Here is an 18,712-nt window from a genome sequence, read left to right on the forward strand (position 1 = left end):
AGCTATGGATAATAATGAGGTGAGAGACGCTTTTTCTGAAATGTACGGTCTGCCCACGTGGCAGGTCCGAAAAGGCGTTGGCTCATTTCTTACCTTGGAATTTGGGGCGCCGCATCTGCGAATTCGGGAACCGTATTTGTCTCGATCGGAGTCGCCGACTACTCGAAGGCTTGCCGCTCGTCGTCAAGTGACAGTGTCTGGACAGTGGCACCTTTGGATCTACATGTGTAACTGGACGATAGATGCCAATGGTTTGCGGCTCACGGATAATGAAGCCTCGAACGCCGCAATCGACAGGGCGATTCGATACCTCGACGGCCAGAAGTTGGAATCCGTTGAGGTCATGCGGAAAGATATGAAGACGGTCTTCCAGTTTGACCTTGGAGGAAAACTTGCAACTTGGCCGTATGCGGACGAAGATGTTCGATCTGACGCGCAATGGATTCTCTACGATCATGGGGCAAAAATGACAAGGACGCTGAAAGGTGATGGGACTTGGCTCTGTGAGTCGTTGGCAGATTGAACTGAACTACGACGTACTTGCCAAATTGCAAACTATGGGGCGCTGGCGCAGTACCGTTTGTCTACTATCGGAACCGGTATTACAGTCCGCAAACCGGACGGTTCATCAGTGAGGATCCGATCGGCTACGCCAGTGGGCAGACGAACGCGTATGCTTATGTGGGCGGGAACCCGGGGCAGTTCACCGACCCTACCGGTGAAGCTGGCATTACCTTCGGGCATGGGGCGCGGCACCTTGCGGACACGGGGCTTTCGGCTCAGTGTGTTGAAGGTGCGATATCTGCGCAGGTACAGCCACTGCTGTCGCAAACCAGTATCGGCGCTGGCTTTTGGGGAACGGTAGTTGTTGACGGTACGAGAATCCAGTATCGAGGGATGCCTATCAACGGCGGCGTACATATAGGAACATATTTCCCATGGTGACTCCTGGCTATCGAGAGCCTGCAGCGCACGAGCGAGAACTGATGGATTTACTCGTTGCTCCCGATTTCCCGGGGGTAGAGGAGATCCGGGAGCAGCTAGGGTCGTGCAATGTGCGCGAGATCGATGATGAAGGTAGCCTTGGCTTGCAGATAAAAAACGCTGTAACGGCGTCGGTTATTGCTAGGGTGCCGGTTGAACTATATGCGCCGGATATGGATGGTTTCGACGTGCATGTTCTGCTGCATGTGGTCGATGGGATATGCCAGGAGATCGAAATATATAAGGACGCTCCCGGAACCATAAGGAAACTGCCAGAGAGATGGAATTACTTTGTGCCATCGTCTGACGGCTCGAATCCTTGAAATTGCCGATGCATGACAGAAGGGCTGCGTTCGCGGCCCTTCTGTATTTAAAGCGGCGTAATGATGAGCCGCTGGTACTCGACGGTGATACGCACGCGGGATCCAGGCTCAAAGCCGGCGGTCTCGATCCATCGTCCGGGGAGCTTCATCCACGGAAAGGTGGGCGGCTCCTTGCGCATATGGAAGGGCAGGCGTGCCGGTTTCTGATAGCGCCAGGATTCCTGGATGGTGATGGACCGTTCGGTAACGGGTGGACGTGCTTTATGATTGGCATCAGCCATGATCAACTCCTTGTGTGAGCTGGTGGTGGTCAGCGGATCGTATGGGTTGCCGCCCATGCGGCCCGCGCTTTTACTGCGTAACTTCTCCTTCCTGCTTCTACCGGCTTGCGCCGGAGCCGCGCCGTGCGGCTGTCTTCTTGGCTGGGTGCGAGCCGCCATGTCGTCTTGCACCGCATTGCTGAGCGTAGAACCCTGGTGGCCGTCAAGGCCAGGCCCTGCGGGCGCGCGTTGCGCGGCCCTGACGGAGTAAGCGCGTGAGGTCAGCGAGGCGTCGTTACCGCGTAACGAAGGCTTGCGCGATTCTGGCGCAGTGGGACCCTGTTCCGCCGGGTTTGCCGTCTCCCTTCGGAGCCGTCAAACCCGGCGGGCGATGACAAACGTTATCCATCCGGCCAGGTGTCGTTACGCGGTAACACCTGGCATGCTGGAGTTACTGCGTAACGATCAATAAGGGGGCTTCATGGCAATGAGTAGTGCGCAACGGCAGGCGGCGTATCGTGAGCGGCATCTGAAGGATGAAAACGGCAAAGGTGAGCGGCTGAGCCTGGTGATTGACCTGCATGCGAAGCGGGCACTGGAACGGGTCGCTGCGTGTTACGGCGTCACGCAACAGGCGATGCTGGAGCGGCTGCTGGTGCAGGCCGAAGAGGCGGCGCTCAGGCGGGCGGGGAAGCTACCCAAAGGGCAGGCTGATTACTACGCTGGCCGGCTGAATCTGGATATCTGAGGCGTTACGCGGTAACGCGGGCCATGCGCCTGTTACCGCTTAACGGCCCTGAAGTCACACTTGTTTCGAGATACGAATCAATCGAGAATCGCGTCTGGAAAAAATTCTCTGGCCGGCGAAGTCGATACGCGGCAAAGCCTTGCCGGCTAAGGGGAAGCGGCCCATGTGAGGGCGGATTCGCGTCGGGACGTTTGTTTACTACCGGAACCGGTATTACAGTCCGCAGACTGGAAGGTTCATCAGCGAGGATCCGATCGGGTGGGCGAGTGGGCAGACGAATGCGTATGCTTACGTCAACGGCAACCCGGTGTCAAAGACTGACCCATTTGGTCTCGGGTCAACAGGTACGCCGGGCAACAATCAAGCTCAAAACAAACAAGTTCGCGATATCGTTAGGGAGCTCGGCTTGACAAAAGATCAGCGTCGTAAATTGCATGACGCGATAACTGGTCAAGACTACGGCTACCATGAGATCAAAGGGATAACGATAGAGATGTTTTGCCCGACCAATAACTAGGCGAAAGTATATTGCGTGATGACATAAGAGACGCTTTTTCGGAGGTCTGCGGCTTGCCCACTTGGCAGGTCCGGAAAGGCGTCGGATCGTTCCTTACCCTGGAGTACGGTGACCCGCATCTGCGGATTCAGGAACCGCGTTTGTCGCAATCGGAGTTGCCTGAAGTGCGCAAGTCCGCAGATCGTCGTCGAGTAATCATGTCTGGTCGGTGGCACCTTTGGATCTATATGTGCAACTGGACGATAAGCTCGAATGGTATGCGGCTCGCGGACAACGAGGCGTCGAGCGACGCCATCAATGAAGCATTGCAATATCTCGATGGGCAAATATTGCTGTCGGTCGAGGTCTTGCCGAAAGATGTAAAGACGGTCTTTCGGTTTGATCTTGGCGGAGAGCTTGCAACATGGCCATATCTGGACGAGGGAGATCGATATGAGGAGCAGTGGCTACTCTACGACTATGAGGCGAAGAAGGTGCGAACGCTTAAAGGCGACGGGACTTGGCTTTGTGAGTCATTAGATGACTGATCTATTGCTGCCGTTGCCGCATCGTATCTAGCAGTGCAAGACAAATATTGAATGGCAAATCGTTATATTTGTTGTCTGTCATGGGTTTAGATAACAGAAGGGCCGCTCGCGGCCCTTCTGCATTTAAAGCGGCGTAATGATGAGCCGCTGGTGTTCGACGGTGATACGCACGCGCCGCACTTCGTTGGCGGCGTTACATCACCCTCTTACGCGCCCCTGAACATCGATTGCGCTCTACCCCACCCGCCGCTGCCTAAACCCCTCAATAACCCAGATGCTCATCAACCCCGCACTCACACAGGCGATGATGTCCGGCTTATAAATCGCCAGCGCCATCCACACAAGGTTCGCATACCCGCGAAAAAACGCCGGTATCGCGGCGCGCAGATCATTCCAACGCGTCGTCGCCAGCACGCCGCCGGCCGCCGACATCACCGTAAACAGCGCCCACGCGAACTGCGTCGCACGCACTTCACGCTGCAACAGCAACACGATCAACGCAGCGAATCCAGCGAACCACAAAGGCGCGCAAACCCAAAACAACCGCGACCGGCGCGCGATCCATCCGCGCCATTCCGCTTGCGAAAACGAAAAGAAGAACGCGAACAGCACACCGTGCGCATAAGGCATCAGCCACGCATGTGAATCAGTGGCGATCCAGTGGCCCGCAAAGCCCAACGCCGTCGCGCTGAATGCGGCGAGTATCGCGAGCTGCTTGATGGGCGGCCACCCGTGAATCAACGCGGCCCAGATCGTGCAGACGCCCAGCGTGGCCATCGCAATCGACGTCGAACGGCCGCTGCCGTCCTCGCACAGCGCAACGGTGGTTGCGCCGAGCCACACAGGGATCCAGCCATAACGCAGCCAACCGATCGAGCGCAACGCCCGCAGCCGCTGTTGCCGCGGCTCGGGCAGCAGCACGGCCGTGGCGGCGACTGTCACCAGCGCGAGCATCAGCGTCGACAGAAGAATGCCCAACTGAGCGGGCGACCATTGATCGAGCCATCGGCTGCTATCGGGGTTCAGCGAGGCGTCGGCAAACAGCAAACCGCACCACGCGTTCAACGCGAGCGCCGGTCCGAACAGGCGGCCCGCGCCGATGCGGAATTTGAGGCAACGTCCCCAGAAATCGACTTTCTCGGCGTCGAGCCGCAGCCGCACGACATTCGGATGGTAGCGGCCAAGCGCGGTCAATAGCTGCTCCATCTCGGCGCGCACGCCGGCACGAAGCAGCGCTCGCGCGCCGGCCGCCATTTGCGGCAACGGACCTTCGAGCAATGCCATCGCGCTCGTGTAGCGCAGACGCAGCGTGTTGTAATCCTCGTCGGCGAACACGCGGTTCAGCGCGAGCGTGGCAATGGCCGCGTTGCGCCGTCGCAGATGCGCCGAGTTGTCCCGCCAGCCGAGAACCGCGCTCAAATTCATGCGCAGCGCGGCCGGTGTGTCCTCGTTCAGACAGTGACACAGCGCCTGCCATTCGAGTTCATCGCGTGTCGCAATGTTGACGACCGCCGCGAATAGGTCCTGCAACGAACGGCGCGACTCGAGGTCGTCGGCTTGCGCGATGAAGTTTTGCCAGAGCTGGACGGCGGTTTCGAACGCGTCGGGTTCGCGAACGGCGGCCTCGACTTCCGAAGTGTTGATCGTTACGCGGGACATCGCCGGCGCGGTTGCAGGCTCCCGCGTGGTTCCGATCAACACCGCGGGTTCAGCGCCCGTGTCGTTCGCTGTCGGTGCCGCAGCTACTCCCTTCGCGACCGCGGCGCTCGCCATCTGCAACGCCGACTCATACGCGTACCGCAGACGCTGAAACGCCTCGGCATCTTCATCGGGACGTTGCTGTTTCAACAGCCGCGCATAAGCGCGACGCACCGCCCGCTCATCGGCATTCGACTCGATGCCGAGCACGTCCCACGGCCAAGGATTGTTGGAGATCGTATTCATGGCCGGTCAGTAAGTCACATGCACGTCGAAGCGATCCAGCAGCGCGCTCAGTTCGCGGCGCGCCTGCGCGATTTCATCGGTATTCTGGCGCTCGATCAGTGCCTGGAAGCGAGCGATATGCGCGGCCAGATATTGCCGATGATCGCCGAGCGTTTCTTCATAGACACGATCGGCGCGCGTCAACAGCGTCCGGTTCTCGAGTTGATCGCGAGGGTGGATCTTCAGCGCGCTCAACGCCGCGAGACGCTCGCGAATTTCTTCCGGCGTCAACACGCCGGGATTTTCTTCGATCACCATCGCGCGTTTTACGCCGCCCGGAAACGCGGTGGCTTCCACTTCCAGCACGCCGTTGATGTCGTAAGTGAAGCGCACATCCGCGCCCGCTTCGCCCGCTGCTTTGAGCGGCACTTCCAGCGTGAATTCACCGAGCGCGACGTTGTCCGTGGTCAGACGCGCTTCGCCCTGAAACACCTTGATGCTCAACATCTGCTGACGGTCGCGCACCGTGAAAATGCGCTGCGTGCGGCTCACCGGCACGATCGTATTGCGTTCGATGATCGGCAGAAAGTGACCCGGCACGAACTGGGCGGGCCCGACCTGCATGGCCGTATCAATGCCGAGGCTATAGGGCGCGACGTCGGTCAGCACCATTTCGTCGAGCCCGGCATCGCGTCCGACGAGGCCGGCCTGCACCGCCGCGCCGAGCGCGACCACTTCGTCCGGATTCAAATGTCCGGCGGGCAGGCGGCCGAACATCTTCGAGACCAGCTTGCGGACCATCGGCATGCGCGAGGCGCCGCCGACCAGGATGATCTCGTCGAGCGCGGCGACGGCGATCTTCGAATCGCGCAATGCACGTTCCACCGGTTTGCGCAGTCGTTGCAGCAAGTGCTCGCAGGTACGCTCCGCGGCGGCCGTGTCGAGTTCGAGCGCATGCTGGTCGTCACCGATCGTGAGTTCGAGCGTGACGCTTTCGACGCCGTTCTGCGTAAGCTGACGTTTCGCGCGTTCGGCCTGTTGATGCAGACGTTGCGCGGCAACCGGCGTGAGCGATTGGACCTTGAGGCCGTTGCGCTGGCAGAACAACTCGACCAATGCATCGGTGAAGTCTTCACCGCCCAGAAAATTGTCGCCGGTGCTGGCGCGCACTTCCATCACGCCTTCGAAGAAGTCGAGCACCGAGACGTCGAAGGTGCCGCCGCCCAGATCGAAGATCAGGAACTTGCGCTCGCTGTCGCGTTGATGCACGCCATACGCAAGCGAGGCCGCGGTCGGTTCATTGACGAGGCGCAGCACATTCAGACCGGCGAGTTCGCCGGCGATGCGCGTGGCTTTACGTTGTGCGTCGCTGAAATAGGCCGGTACGGCGATCACGGCGTCGCAGACCGTTTCGCCGAGAAACGCTTCGGCGTCGGCCTTCAACGACTTGAGCACCAGCGACGACAACTCCTCGGGACGCAGCGTTTGCATGCCGAGCGACACGGTACGGCTCGTGCCCATATAGCGTTTGAAGTTGGCGGCCGTGCGCTCGGGATGCGTATGCAAGCGGTCATGAGCGGGGCGGCCGACGAGGATCGAGCCATCGCCGTCGATGGAGACGCACGAGGGCGTGAGCGTCTCGCCCAACGCGTTGGGGATGAGCACGGCGCGGTCGTCGCGCCAGATTGCCGCAAGACTATGCGTGGTTCCAAGATCGATGCCGATGATCGAAGGCATGTACAGTTTCCGATTCGTTTGCGCCCCTCCATGAGGAGATCGCCCAAGTTTTCGCTGATGAACCGCGTGGAGCCGGGTGTAGCTCCGTCCAATGGCGATAACGGCAGACCGCACGCAAACTTGAGCGGCGCGGGAAACGAAGCCGGCGGAAATCGGACCGGACAATGCGCGGCGCATGGCGGCCGCAAGATCGGTCGGACATAAAATTGTAGTGTGCCGCACAGAGTGCGCGGCACGGCGAGACGAGCGGGAAGCGTGCTAGGCGAGCCCGCCGCCCGGCATCACAACGCTTTGCGATAGACCACGAAGCCCGAGCGGTCCGCAACCTTGTCGTAAAGCTTCATCGCCGTCTGATTCGTTTCGTGCGTTTGCCAGTAAACGCGTTGTGAACCATCGGCTTTGGCGCGCTCATACACAGCCTCGATCAACGCGCGGCCGACGCCGTTGCCGCGCTCGGTGTCGAGCGTGTACAGGTCTTGCAGATAGCAGATCGGTCCTTTCATCGTCGTGTGACGGTGATACAGGAAATGCACGAGACCGAGCAACTGGCCGTTGCGTTCAGCCACCATTGCATGCATCGGCTCGTAGCCGTCGAAGAAACGTTCCCACGTGATCTGCGTGATCTCGCGCGGCAACGCGGTTTCGCCCGAGCGGCCATAGAACGCGTTGTAGGCGTCCCATAGCGGCAGCCAGGCGTCGAAGTCGCCGCGGACGACGGGGCGGATTTGAATCGAATCGGACATGTGCGGTTCCTTGTTGAGTGAAGACGCCAAACCGTCAGCATAGAAAATTTGCGGTGCCATTGTTAGATCCACAGTACGTTCAGAATGTGGAGCCACGAATTGGACTACGGGCTGTTGGTACCGAATGTCGAACGCGCGTTGGGTGGGAGCAAACTCGCGCAGTAGGACTTGCACGACGACAGCCTGCGTCTTGCGATTCGCGACGGCGACATTCGTTACGGCAGCCGTATGCTCGCGAGTCGCGCGCTCGCCGAGCAACTGGGCGTTGCCCGTCATTCGGTTTTGTACGCGGACGAGCGGGTCAGCGGAGAAGGGTTTCGTCACCGCGAGTCGGCACGGTTCCATCGTCAGGATGGTGAGCGGCGCGAGTGCGGTGGTGGCGTCGGCTAGCAGCAGAGTGCGTGCGCCTGCAAATGGCTTGTCGCGCTGCGTCACCGGTTTGTCGCGTGAGCGTGCGAGTCCCGACGAGACTACGCCGTTTCGTCCGGGCGCGCCGCGCTCGATGAATTTCCGCTCGTACAGTCAGCGCGCCGATACACCGCAAACCGCACTCAGTACGAACGCTGCTTGATGCCCCAACGCCCGTCCTGCCACGTCACGATCCAGACATTGCGATGCTGCGTAATGATCGAACCGTCCGCGCGATTGCGCGAATACACCACACGCAGGTGCACTTTACGCGGGCTCACCAGTACCACTTCCTTTTCCTGATACGCAGTGTGATGCCACCCGGTATCGCGCGCCAGGTTGTCGAAGAAAGCGGCGGGCAGTTGGCCAGGCCGTTCCCAGATCACCAGTTGTTCGCCCGAAAGAATGACGTGCGGGAAATGCAAATGCGCGTCCATGCCGTCGAGATCGCGCGCGTTGAAGCAGGCGGTGAAGCCGTCGATACAGGCGCGCGCGGCAAGCGCCATCGCGGTTTCGTCGATGTCGTCCTGCTGCGGGATGAACAATGCGTTGGCGTCAGCCATCGTTGCATGTGAATCGAGGAAAACGTTCAGGCCGTCTCGGCTCTGAGCCATCGCGCGAGCGTGGCGTCGTCGTCCGTCTCCAGTGCCTCCGCGATTCGCCGCCCCACCGCTGCGCCGAATTTGTAGCCGTGCCCGGAGCAAGCCGACACTACCAGCGTGTTGCCGATGCGCTTCGAAAAGAAACGGTTATCCGCCGTGAACGTGTACGCACAGGTTTTTACTTCGGATACCGTATATTCATCGATGCGGCTGAACGGCGGCGCAAACAGCCGCCGCAAACGGTCGCCTTCACCGGGCGCCGCAACGCGATTCGCGTCGGGGTCCGGTGCGCGTGCCTTGTTGATGCCGGCGCCAAACTTCAGACCAATGCCGTCGAGCGGCGGCAGCACATAGCCATCGCTCGCGCCACCGGTATCGACGATCGCGGGCGCCGCCGACCACGCGTCTTCCAGATCCGCGGGCGGCTCCAGATAGGCGACGATGTTGCGATACGTCATCAGGTTTTCGGCGAGCGTGGGAAACAGTTGCAGCGTCCATGCGCCCGCGGTGACCACGAGCCGGTCCGCACGCACGGTCACGTCGTTCTCGAGGCGCACGGAAGCGGTCTGCGGGTCGACTGCGAGCACCTTGGTGTGCATGCGAATGTCGGCGCCACGCATCTTGAGCCACGCCTTCATGTCGCGTGCAATGCGTTCGCTGAAAAGGGCGCCGCCGTCGTGGTCGAGGTAAGCGTAACGAAACGTGGCTGGGTCGAGAAACGGGTAGCGCGCCGCTGCTTCGAGTGGTTCGAGCTTTTCATACTCGAACGCCATGCGGTCGAGGCCGTTGCGGAACTGTTCGGCGCCATCGCCCGCGAATTGCGAAATGCCGAGCACGCCGCAATTTGCATAGTGCGACACGCCGAGATCGTTCCACAGCAAGTCCCAGCTATCGAACGCCTCTTCGATGTTTCGCGCATAACCGTCTGCATCGCCATATGCGCGACGAATCATGCGATGCCGGTCGCCCGACGCGGCGAGTGGATTTGGAATCGAGCCTTGCTCGATCAGCGTGATGTCATGTCCCTGTTTCGAGAGCGACCACGCCGTGCTCAAGCCGGCGATGCCCGCGCCTACGATCGTTACCCGCATGCCAACTCCCCCGAGTCGATGGTTCTGGGCGAGAGTCTATCAGCGGGAAAAAAATCGGTGCGCGTTATGTGAATTTTTGCGCGAGTCGGTCGAGGCGAAAATGCGATTCAGCAGGCGGTGGTCTCCGCGCGCCGCCGTGTCAGTGTTTGCGATTCGAGCTGTCGCGAAGCTGGTTGCGTACTTTTTTCGCGGCGAAGAGCGGTACGTAATCGAACACACGCGCGTCGTGCCGGTAGTTGGCCAAGGTGTCTGCGTACATCTTCGAGACCGTTTCCGCCGGTGTATCGGTTTCTTCAGCGATGCTTTTCACTAATTCATCTACATTAGGCTCGGGTTGTGACATAGATCTCTCCAAATATGCAGACAGGTTGGACGGACGACACGCGGACAACAGGAGTTTCATTACAGGATGCGATGCGCGACGATGCCAATTGAATCGGTCTATCGTATGATTTTTTTTCAGAGAGATTTTTGTCTTGCGATGCAGCAAGCGTCCGCGCGGCGCGGCCGGCCGAAAAATCAATGCGTATGCCGGTGATGGATGTCGGGGAAATGCGCATGCGCGTGCGTCATGGGTGCATGGCGGTGCGGATGGGTATGCGGCTCGTCGCCGTCCCACGCGAAATCGTGCGCGTGCTGGTGATGCGCGTCGTGCCGGTGACGATGCGAGTGCTCGAGCGGATCGTGCGTGTGCGGATGCTCATGACGTTCGCGAATGTGCAGCCACACGCCGAGCGTCATCAGCGCGGCGGCGACCCAGAAAAGCGGCGGCGGTAGTTCCGGCCATAGCAGCCACGACAAGGTTACGCCGAATAGCGGTGCGACCGAAAAATATGCGCCGGTTCGCGCGGTGCCGAGATTGCGCAGCGCGACGACGAACAGCACCAGACTCACGCCGTAGCCCGCAAAGCCGGTGAGCATGGCGAGCGCGACGGTCGAGACCTTCGGCCATGCGGCGCCGAGGGTGAGCGCGAGCGCCACGTTGACCGAACCGGCCACGAGTCCTTTTATGCAGGCGATGAACATCGCGTCGTGCGCCGACACCTTGCGCGTGAGATTGTTGTCCACGGCCCAACACGCACAGGCGCCGACCAGCAGCAGCGTGCCCGGCGGCAGCGCCGTTGCGCCCGGCTGCCACGACAGCGCCACGCCACCCGCGACGATCGCGGCCATGCCGAGGAACACTTGCACGTCGACGTTCTCGCGAAACACGATCCACGCGATCAACGCGGTGAATACGCCTTCCAGATTCAGCAGTAGTGAAGCGGTGGCGGCCGGCGTCGTTTGCAGGCCCAGCATCAGTAAAGCGGGCCCTGCGATGCCGCCGGCTGCGATCGCGCCCGCCAGCCAAGGGACTTCGCGTGATGGGAAGTGGCTGTGGCCGGCCGGCTGCCCGGCGCGGCCGCCTTTCAGCCGGCGCGCCAGAATCACCGCGGCAAGGCCGCAGCCGCTGCCGAGATAGAACAGCCCGGCCAGCAGGAACGGCGAGAGCGAGCCGAGCAGCGCTTTGGCGAGCGGCGTCGTCGCGCCGAACAGGGCGGCGGCGAGCAAGGCGGTGAATGCGGCGTTGAAGCGGGTGGGCATGAGGGAATTCGCGTGGGAGCGGGCGTTCCGGACACGATAACGCTAACCGGATCGCCCCGCTTGTATCGCCGCTAAGCTTCGCTGAACAAGCGCTCCGATAGAAAATCCACGAACGCACGCAGCTTCGGCGACAGTTGCCGGCTGGATGGCCAGAGCACCGAAAACTGCCCCGCGTGCGCCAGATGGTCGTCGAGCACGCTTTGCAGCGTTCCCGCGCGGATCGCGTCGCGAGCCAGAAAGTCCGGCATGTAGGCCACGCCCAGACCGAGTTCCGCCGCCGCCCGCAGCGCTTCCATGTTGTTGCAGGTCAGCGCGGTCGGAAAGCGCGCGGCTGCGTCTTCGGGGAGTCCGCGAAACGCCCAGTGCTGCAATTTGCCCGAGGTCGGAAAGCGGAAGCGCAAGCAAGCGTGGTGCGCGAGATCGGCGGGCGCGAGCGGCACGCCGTTCCGTTGCAGATAACCCGGCGATGCGCACAGCACGAAGCGGAACGGGCCGAGCCGCTTGGCCATCAACTGCGAATCGGGCAGATCGCCGCTGCGGATCGCGGCGTCGAAGCCGCCTTCGATCACGTCGACGATGCGGTCGTTGAAATCCAGTTCGAGGTCGATCTCGGGATAGCGCCCGGCGAATTCCGGCAGGATCGGCAGCAGGAAACGATAGCCGATGGTCGGCAGAGTCACGCGCAAGCGCCCGCGTGGCGCGGCGTTGGCTTGCAGCATCATCGATTCGGCTTCGCTCAGCGCGTCGAGAATCTGCCGGCAGCGCTCGTAGAAACGCTCGCCATCGTCGGTCAGGCTGACGCGCCGCGTGCTCCGCTGTAACAGCCGCACGCCGAGGTGCTGTTCGAGCCGCGCGACGCTTTTGCCGACGGCGGAGGGCGACAGGCCCAGCCGCTGCGACGCGCCGACGAAGCTGGACGCTTCGGCTGTTTGCACGAATGCGACGATCCCACTCAGGTTTTCCATTCGGGTCGATTCAGGAATTGAAGTCCGTAGTCTTGTAAATTTAGCATTATTTGCCGTTTTTATTCTGTTATCGGGTTGCGCCTCCTTGCGGGAAGCAGCCGCGCCGCTTCACGAGTGGCGCGCGCATCCAGACGGCCTCGTCGAACGTAATACGTGTATTGCCGCCACGTTCGAGGCCGCTGCCATGCGCCGAGTTGTCTACGTCACTGCCACCGCCACCGCTGCTGTTGCTGCAGCCGTTCTGTTGCTAACGCTCACGGCTTGCTCCAACGATCCGCCCAATCCCAATCCGCGCGCGAGCGAACCGCTCGCCACGGTGCCCGTCGACTTGCCGCGCTATATGGGCCGCTGGTACATCATCGCGAACATTCCGTATTTCGCCGAGCGCGACATGGTGGCGAGCCGCGCCGAGTGGAAACTGCGCCCGGACGGCAAGATCGACGATTCGTACTACGCCCGCAAGAAGCGCTTCGACGCCGAGGAAAAGCACTATCAGTTTCTCGACACGCCCGTGCCCGGCAAGGACGGCGGCGAGTGGAGCGTGCAGCTGTTCTGGCCCATCCGCGTGACGCAACTGACGCTATACGTCGACCCAGACTATCGCTACACGATCCTCGGCTATCCGGGCAAAAACCTCGGCTGGATTTTTTCGCGTGAGCCGGACATGAGCGACGACACCTATCGGGTCTTGCTTGCGCGGCTCGATGCGATGGGCTACGACACGTCGCGTTTCAGGCGCGTACCGCAGCGGCCGGATCAGTTGGGCAAGCCGGGCTTTGCGTCGCCGGGCGACAAGGATTAACGGTCGCTTCGCACGCATCCGATGCAGCCGTCGCAGCGTATAACCCGCATCGCCGTCGAATGAGGAAACCATGCCGCCACTTGCCGCCGCCGTGATTGCCTTGATCGGACTCGTCGCGATTTTCAGCGCGATCTGGGCATGGCAGTTGAAGAGCCAAAACGCCGGCATGGTCGATCCCATCTGGGCGTATTCGCTCGGCCTCGTAGCGGTGCTCTACGCGGTGCTCGGCACCGGCGACCCCGTCGCGCGGGCACTGACCGCGCTGGGCGGTTTGATCTGGGGCGTGCGGCTCGGCACGCATCTATGGAGACGCAATGCTGGCAAACCGGAAGACGCGCGCTATCACCGCTTCCGCGAAGAATGGGGCGACAAGGCAGCAAGCAGGATGTTCTGGTTTTTCCAGTTGCAAGTCGTGATTTCGATGCTGCTGTCCATCGCGTTTCTTGCGCCGTCGTACCGGGCCGCTGCGCCGGCCGCCGGATGGATCGTGCTGGCCGTCGTGGTGTGGATCGTCTCCGTGGCCGGCGAAGCGATGGCCGACCGTCAGTTGCAAAGCTTCAAGGCCGATCCGGCCAATCGCGACGCCGTGTGCCGTGTCGGCTTGTGGCGTTACTCGCGGCATCCGAATTACTTCTTCGAATGCGTGCATTGGCTCGCGTATATCGCATTGTCGATAGGGACGCCGTGGGGTTGGTTCACGCTGTTGCCGCCGGTGCTGATGGCGTTTCTGTTGCTGAAGCTCTCCGGCATTCCGCTGCTCGAAGAAAGCATGGCAAAGCGGCGCCCCGGTTACGCCGACTACATGCGCACCACCAGCGCGCTGATTCCGTGGCCGCCGCGGCATTGAGCATGCAGCGACGCTACAAAGCGCGCCTTCGAACAAGCACAGAAAACGACACGGAGTCAGCCTCATGAGCCTTTCCACCTCTGACCACACGATGCCGCCGCCGTCGCCCGCCGAACCCAGCGACGGGTGGCTCATTCAAAGCTGCGAACGCGGTTGGCTGCCGGACGGCGTGATCCGTTTCGGCATGCGTCAGTTGATGCGTCAGCGCCTGCGCGATGAAGCGGTCGATAACGGCGAGTTGCGCGCGCAACGGCTCAACCGGTTGCTCGACGATCTGCGCGCGAGTCCGATCGCCATCGAAACGCAAGCCGCCAACACGCAGCATTACGAGGTGCCGGCGTCGTTCTTCCATGCGCATCTGGGGTCGCATCTGAAGTATTCGTGCTGCCTGTATCCGACCGGTGGCGAGACGCTCGCGCAAGCCGAAGCGGCCATGCTCGAACGCTATGCCGAGCGTGCGGAACTCGCCGACGGTCAGCGGATTCTCGATCTCGGCTGCGGCTGGGGTTCGCTGTCGTTATGGCTGGCGGCGCGGTATCCGAATTCGCGCGTCGTCGCGTTATCGAACTCACATGGGCAGCGCGCGTTCATCGAAGCACGCGCGGCCGAGGCGGGTTTGCACAACCTCTCGGTGGTGACGGGCAACATCGTCGATTTCGAATTCGACGACGCGCAGCTTGGCCGCGGTTTCGATCGCGTGGTGTCGATCGAGATGTTCGAGCATATGAAGAACTACGGCTTGCTGCTCGCGAAAATCGCCCGCTGGATGCGCGACGACGCGAAGCTGTTCGTGCATCTCTTCGCGCATCGGACGCTGGCCTATCACTTCCAGGTGCAGGACGGCAGCGACTGGATGTCGAAGTACTTTTTCACCGGTGGCACGATGCCGTCGGAGGCGCTGCTGCTCAATTTCCAGGACGACCTGCGCATGGAGCGGCAGTGGTGGGTGAGCGGCACGCATTACGAGCGCACGGCGAATCATTGGCTGGCCGCGCTCGATGCGGCGCGTGACCGGGTGATGCCGATGCTAGTCGACACCTACGGCGCGCGCGATGCGGCAGTGTGGCTGCTACGGTGGCGCATGTTCTATATGGCGGTGGCTGAACTGTTCGGCTACGCGAATGGAAACGAGTGGGGCATCGGGCACTATCGGTTCGTGAAGCGTTGAACGGCGGTCGGCCGATCCGCTTAGGTGCGAGGCGCGACGCGATGCGCCGGCTGGCTTTCATTGTGTTTTCACACCCGGCTTCCTGCTGAGCGACCGTCTTGCGAGTGCCGCCCCGCGACTTATCGAATCGGCAGGAAACTGCACAGTGATCTGGGCATCAAACCTTGGGTGCACCCCGAGGCAGGGAAACCCTGTCTGATCGAATTGCCTCGCAACAGCGGCGGCAATGAGCCGCAGCAACGACAATGGCGCTCCGTGCGTCGTTTGCCATTGCTGCAACCGACCCGCCTGGAATTGCCGATGACCACCCCGATCCCCTTCGTCCCCGACCGCTTCAGGACCACCGCCGCGCATTACCTGGCGGGCCGCCCACCGTATTCGCCGCGATTGATCCGCCGCGTCGCGCAGTCCTGCGAGCTCGGCGGCTCGCACCGGCTGCTCGACCTCGGCTGCGGGCCGGGGCAACTGTCGCTGGCGTTTTCGTCGTGGGTCGGCTCGGGTCTCGCGCTCGACCCCGAACCGGAAATGCTGCGCGTCGCCGCGAGCCTGGGCGCGGGGCTTGCGCCGAACATCGAGTATCGCAAGGGGAGTTCCTATGATCTGTCGCCGGCTTTGGGGCGCTTTCGGCTGGCCGTCATCGGGCGGGCGTTTCACTGGATGGACCGGGCCGACACGCTCGCGCGTCTGGATGCGCTGATCGAACCGGAAGGCGCGGCGGCCCTGTTCTCGACAGCGTTCGCCACCGACTCGCCGATGGCCTGGCTCGCGCCATACCGTGCGCTGCTCGAGGCGTACTCGGAGGGCGACCCGGCGCGCATGCAGCGCAAGGCGGATGGCTGGGAAAGCCACGACGCGGTGCTGGCGAAGTCGCCATTTCCGATGCTCGAACGCGTGTCGATCGTCGAGACGCGGCGGGTCTCGGTCGAATCGCTGGTGACGCGGCCGCTGTCGATGTCGAGTCTGTCGCGCGAACGGCTCGGCGAGCGGCTGGACGAACTGCTGGCGCGCGTCCGGCAACTACTGGATGCGCATGCAACCAACGGCTGGCTCGACGAACGGATCGAGTCGACCGCACTGATCGCGCGGCGCGAGGCGGCGCACGGTTGAGGTGCAACAACGGCCTGCCTGAGCCGGCGCGCGCGAAATAATCCGAAAACATAGAATTAAGCGTCCGGCGGAATAAAGCGGCACACTCGGGCGTTTGCCTATACATCGGCGCGCCTGGATGTGCTACGGCATCGCCGGATTTTCAAACAGCTTTCGCAGCCATGCCGCTGCGGACGGAACAATCATGAACACACACGCCGACTCTTTGACCGATTCGACCGGCACGCCAGTGCCAACGCGCTACACGCGTACGGCCATGGTCCTGCACTGGCTAATCGCGCTGCTGATGATCGGCAACGTGGTGCTCGGCCTGAGCGCGGATTCGTTGCCGGACGATTGGGTGCGCCCGGTGGTCGACACCCACAAGTCGATCGGCATCACCGTGCTCGGTCTCGCGCTCATGCGCATATTGTGGCGTATGTCGCACAAGCCGCCGCCGTTGCCGCGCGAGTTTCCATCGTGGGAAAAGATCGCCGCGCACGTCGCGCATTTCCTGCTGTATCTGCTGATGATTGCGCTGCCGCTGTCCGGCTGGCTGCACGATTCCGCATGGAAGGACGCGGCGACGCATCCCATGCACCTGTTCAACCTGTTTCCGTGGCCGCGTATTGGCTATGTGATGAATCTCGATCCGGCGCTGAAGGAAACCTTGCACGACCGCTTCGGCGCTTTGCACACCTGGCTTGGCTATGCGCTCTATGCGCTGCTGGCGATGCATATCGGCGGCGCGTTGAAGCATCAGTGGATCGATCGCAAGTCGGTTCTGAAGCGCATGGTGCCGTAAGCGCCGCCTCCCCTTATCAACCGCAGTATCGACAAACGCGGCAGTCATCTTGAAGAAAACCCTGGAACAGGCTCTCGCTCTCGCTTCGCCGCGCATTGTGCCGCGTCGCACGACACCGTTGAGCACGCTGATTCATCTGAGTGTGGTCGTCTTGTGGCTGCTGCTGTTCGCGCGCGCCTTCTTTCTGCAGGGCGCGCTGGCGTGGTCGACGGGTATCGCCTACGTGGTGTACGACACGTTGCTGCTTGCGTTCGTCACGTGGAAAACGCTGCCGTTGATGCGGCGTGCGCCGCCGCTCGAGCCTGAGTTCGAACGGCGCAGCTTGCCGAGCATGGGCGTGATCGTCGCATCGCATAACGAAGCGACGGTGCTGCCGGTAACGATCGCCGCGCTGCTGCGGCAAACGCATGGGCCGGCGCAAATCGTGATTGCCGACGACGGTTCCACCGACTCGACCCGCGAGTTGCTCACCGAGCGCTTCGGCCTCACTGCGGCGACTGACGGCGTGCTGAGTGCACCGAGCGCGCTGTATCCGAATCTGTTCTGGCTGCGTGTGCCGCACGGCGGCAAGGCCCGCGCGCTGAATGCGGCGATCACCGTGATGACCACGGAAACCGTCATGACGGTCGACGCCGACACCCTGCTCGACGACGACGCCACCTACGCCATGCGCGCCGCTTTCGCGAGCGAGCCGAAGCTGGTCGCCGCAGCCGGCATTCTGGTGCCGGTGTGTGGCAAGTCGGTGTCGGGGCGCGTGTTCGAGTGGTTCCAGACCTACGAGTACATGCGCAACTTCATCGCCCGTTTCGCGTGGATGCGTGCGGACAGTCTGCTGCTGATTTCGGGCGCCTTCGCGTCCTTCAAGCGCGACGCGCTGGTCGACGTGGGCGGTTTCGATCCGCAATGCCTGGTCGAAGACTACGAGCTGATTCACCGACTGCGCCGCTATTCGGTTGACCACGGCCTCGACTGGGACGTGCGCGTGGTTGGCGACGCGCATGCCCACACCGACGCGCCAGACAACCTCGCGAGTTTTCTGCGTCAACGGCGCCGCTGGTTCGCGGGCTTCCTGCAGACGCAGTACTGGAACCGCGACATGACCGGCAATCCGCGTTACGGCACGCTCGGCATGCTGATGCTGCCGGTCAAGGCGATCGACACCATGCAGCCGATCTACGGCCTGACCGCGTTCGCGCTGCTGCTCGCCTTTCTGGTCGGCGGACATGGCGCGATCGTCGTGTCGATCTTCAGTGTGATCGGGATCAAAACGGCGATCGACCTCGCGTTCTATCTGTGGAGCATCCATTTGTACCGGCGCTGGACCGGCGAGCGCACCGGCTCCAGTTTGTGGATGGCGATGCTCGCGGCGGTCGCCGAGCCGTTTACGTTTCAGCTGGTGCGGCACGTGGGCGCCGCGCTCGGCTGGCTGCATTTCCTGCGCGGCGGACGGTCGTGGGGCGTGCAGCGCCGTTCGGGGTTGGTGGCGCACGACGAGAGCTGACGCGGCGCCTCGTCGCTTCAAGCAGGCATTGGTCGGGCAGGCGCCGCAGTAGGTGGTTGCACGGTCCCCGAACCCATACGGCGTCGGGTTC

22 protein-coding genes are annotated in these 18,712 nt (G+C 61.9%); 13 read left to right on the forward strand and 9 right to left on the reverse strand.

Annotated elements, in window-relative coordinates; all coding sequences use genetic code 11:
* Positions 1-4: 4 nt before the first annotated feature.
* Genes PQR32_RS04135 through PQR32_RS04145 form a run of 3 tightly spaced genes read left to right on the forward strand, consistent with a single transcriptional unit; the run spans position 5 to position 1,307 of the window.
* Positions 5-523, forward strand: a complete 519-nt coding sequence (locus PQR32_RS04135; protein ID WP_408222540.1) for a hypothetical protein — start codon at positions 5-7, stop codon at positions 521-523.
* Between the two features lie 17 nt (positions 524-540).
* A complete protein-coding gene (locus PQR32_RS04140) occupies positions 541-945 on the forward strand; it encodes an RHS repeat-associated core domain-containing protein (protein WP_408222542.1) in 405 nt (134 codons plus the stop codon).
* Positions 939-1,307, forward strand: coding sequence for a DUF6984 family protein (locus PQR32_RS04145; protein ID WP_408222544.1), 369 nt, complete (start codon positions 939-941; stop codon positions 1,305-1,307). The genes PQR32_RS04140 and PQR32_RS04145 overlap by 7 nt, the downstream gene beginning before the upstream one ends.
* A gap of 47 nt (positions 1,308-1,354) precedes the next feature.
* On the opposite strand, the gene PQR32_RS04150 is transcribed toward PQR32_RS04145, so the two are convergent.
* Positions 1,355-1,588 (reverse strand): SymE family type I addiction module toxin, encoded by a 234-nt coding sequence (locus tag PQR32_RS04150; RefSeq protein WP_408222546.1) that lies wholly within the window; start codon positions 1,586-1,588, stop codon positions 1,355-1,357.
* A gap of 460 nt (positions 1,589-2,048) precedes the next feature.
* Between PQR32_RS04150 and PQR32_RS04155 the strand changes: the two genes are divergently transcribed.
* The 3 genes from PQR32_RS04155 (at position 2,049) to PQR32_RS04165 (ending at position 3,359) form a co-directional block, all read left to right on the forward strand.
* Complete coding sequence (locus PQR32_RS04155) at positions 2,049-2,315, forward strand: hypothetical protein (RefSeq protein ID WP_408222548.1); 267 nt, start codon at positions 2,049-2,051, stop codon at positions 2,313-2,315.
* Positions 2,316-2,490: 175 nt separating this feature from the next.
* On the forward strand, positions 2,491-2,832 hold the full coding sequence (locus tag PQR32_RS04160; RefSeq protein ID WP_408223046.1) for an RHS repeat-associated core domain-containing protein: 342 nt from the start codon (positions 2,491-2,493) through the stop codon (positions 2,830-2,832).
* A gap of 53 nt (positions 2,833-2,885) precedes the next feature.
* Positions 2,886-3,359: a hypothetical protein gene (locus tag PQR32_RS04165; protein ID WP_408222550.1), complete on the forward strand. Its 474-nt coding sequence runs from the start codon at positions 2,886-2,888 to the stop codon at positions 3,357-3,359.
* Positions 3,360-3,593: 234 nt separating this feature from the next.
* Here the strand turns inward: PQR32_RS04165 and PQR32_RS04170 are convergent, their stop codons facing one another.
* From PQR32_RS04170 to PQR32_RS04180, 3 genes are all read right to left on the reverse strand, one after another.
* Positions 3,594-5,303, reverse strand: coding sequence for a J domain-containing protein (locus tag PQR32_RS04170; RefSeq protein WP_408222552.1), 1,710 nt, complete (start codon positions 5,301-5,303; stop codon positions 3,594-3,596).
* A gap of 6 nt (positions 5,304-5,309) precedes the next feature.
* Complete coding sequence (locus PQR32_RS04175; RefSeq protein ID WP_408222554.1) at positions 5,310-7,019, reverse strand: molecular chaperone HscC; 1,710 nt, start codon at positions 7,017-7,019, stop codon at positions 5,310-5,312.
* 281 nt (positions 7,020-7,300) lie between these two features.
* Positions 7,301-7,762 (reverse strand): GNAT family N-acetyltransferase, encoded by a 462-nt coding sequence (locus PQR32_RS04180; protein WP_408222556.1) that lies wholly within the window; start codon positions 7,760-7,762, stop codon positions 7,301-7,303.
* Positions 7,763-7,930: 168 nt separating this feature from the next.
* Here PQR32_RS04180 and PQR32_RS04185 point away from each other — a divergent pair, with 168 nt between their 5' ends.
* Positions 7,931-8,152 carry a hypothetical protein gene (locus tag PQR32_RS04185; RefSeq protein ID WP_408222558.1) on the forward strand — a complete coding sequence of 74 codons (222 nt, stop codon included), beginning with the start codon at positions 7,931-7,933 and terminating at the stop codon, positions 8,150-8,152.
* Between the two features lie 161 nt (positions 8,153-8,313).
* Here PQR32_RS04185 and PQR32_RS04190 read toward each other — a convergent pair whose 3' ends face one another.
* From PQR32_RS04190 to PQR32_RS04210, 5 genes are all read right to left on the reverse strand, one after another.
* Positions 8,314-8,784 (reverse strand): DUF6841 family protein, encoded by a 471-nt coding sequence (locus tag PQR32_RS04190; protein ID WP_408223078.1) that lies wholly within the window; start codon positions 8,782-8,784, stop codon positions 8,314-8,316.
* Positions 8,760-9,863: an NAD(P)/FAD-dependent oxidoreductase gene (locus PQR32_RS04195; RefSeq protein ID WP_408222560.1), complete on the reverse strand. Its 1,104-nt coding sequence runs from the start codon at positions 9,861-9,863 to the stop codon at positions 8,760-8,762. The genes PQR32_RS04190 and PQR32_RS04195 overlap by 25 nt, the downstream gene beginning before the upstream one ends.
* A gap of 139 nt (positions 9,864-10,002) precedes the next feature.
* Positions 10,003-10,206 carry a DUF3562 domain-containing protein gene (locus tag PQR32_RS04200; protein ID WP_132379526.1) on the reverse strand — a complete coding sequence of 68 codons (204 nt, stop codon included), beginning with the start codon at positions 10,204-10,206 and terminating at the stop codon, positions 10,003-10,005.
* A 176-nt stretch (positions 10,207-10,382) separates the two neighbouring features.
* Complete coding sequence (locus PQR32_RS04205; protein WP_408222562.1) at positions 10,383-11,447, reverse strand: DMT family transporter; 1,065 nt, start codon at positions 11,445-11,447, stop codon at positions 10,383-10,385.
* Between the two features lie 71 nt (positions 11,448-11,518).
* Positions 11,519-12,412, reverse strand: coding sequence for a LysR family transcriptional regulator (locus PQR32_RS04210; RefSeq protein ID WP_408222564.1), 894 nt, complete (start codon positions 12,410-12,412; stop codon positions 11,519-11,521).
* Positions 12,413-12,596: 184 nt separating this feature from the next.
* On the opposite strand from PQR32_RS04210, the gene PQR32_RS04215 reads away from it, so the two are divergent.
* From PQR32_RS04215 to PQR32_RS04240, 6 genes are all read left to right on the forward strand, one after another.
* Positions 12,597-13,214, forward strand: coding sequence for a lipocalin family protein (locus PQR32_RS04215; protein ID WP_408222566.1), 618 nt, complete (start codon positions 12,597-12,599; stop codon positions 13,212-13,214).
* A gap of 70 nt (positions 13,215-13,284) precedes the next feature.
* Positions 13,285-14,061, forward strand: a complete 777-nt coding sequence (locus PQR32_RS04220; RefSeq protein ID WP_408222568.1) for a DUF1295 domain-containing protein — start codon at positions 13,285-13,287, stop codon at positions 14,059-14,061.
* A gap of 64 nt (positions 14,062-14,125) precedes the next feature.
* The gene (locus PQR32_RS04225; RefSeq protein ID WP_408222570.1) at positions 14,126-15,229 is read left to right on the forward strand and encodes an SAM-dependent methyltransferase; all 1,104 of its coding nucleotides are present in this window, start codon (positions 14,126-14,128) and stop codon (positions 15,227-15,229) included.
* A 300-nt stretch (positions 15,230-15,529) separates the two neighbouring features.
* Positions 15,530-16,336 (forward strand): class I SAM-dependent methyltransferase, encoded by an 807-nt coding sequence (locus PQR32_RS04230; RefSeq protein WP_408222572.1) that lies wholly within the window; start codon positions 15,530-15,532, stop codon positions 16,334-16,336.
* Between the two features lie 184 nt (positions 16,337-16,520).
* The gene (locus PQR32_RS04235) at positions 16,521-17,120 is read left to right on the forward strand and encodes a cytochrome b (protein WP_408222574.1); all 600 of its coding nucleotides are present in this window, start codon (positions 16,521-16,523) and stop codon (positions 17,118-17,120) included.
* A gap of 49 nt (positions 17,121-17,169) precedes the next feature.
* Positions 17,170-18,621, forward strand: coding sequence for a glycosyltransferase family 2 protein (locus PQR32_RS04240; RefSeq protein ID WP_408222576.1), 1,452 nt, complete (start codon positions 17,170-17,172; stop codon positions 18,619-18,621).
* Positions 18,622-18,712: the final 91 nt, after the last annotated feature.

The organism is Paraburkholderia dipogonis, assembly GCF_046027395.1.
Taxonomy (GTDB): Bacteria; Pseudomonadota; Gammaproteobacteria; order Burkholderiales; family Burkholderiaceae; genus Paraburkholderia; species Paraburkholderia dipogonis_A.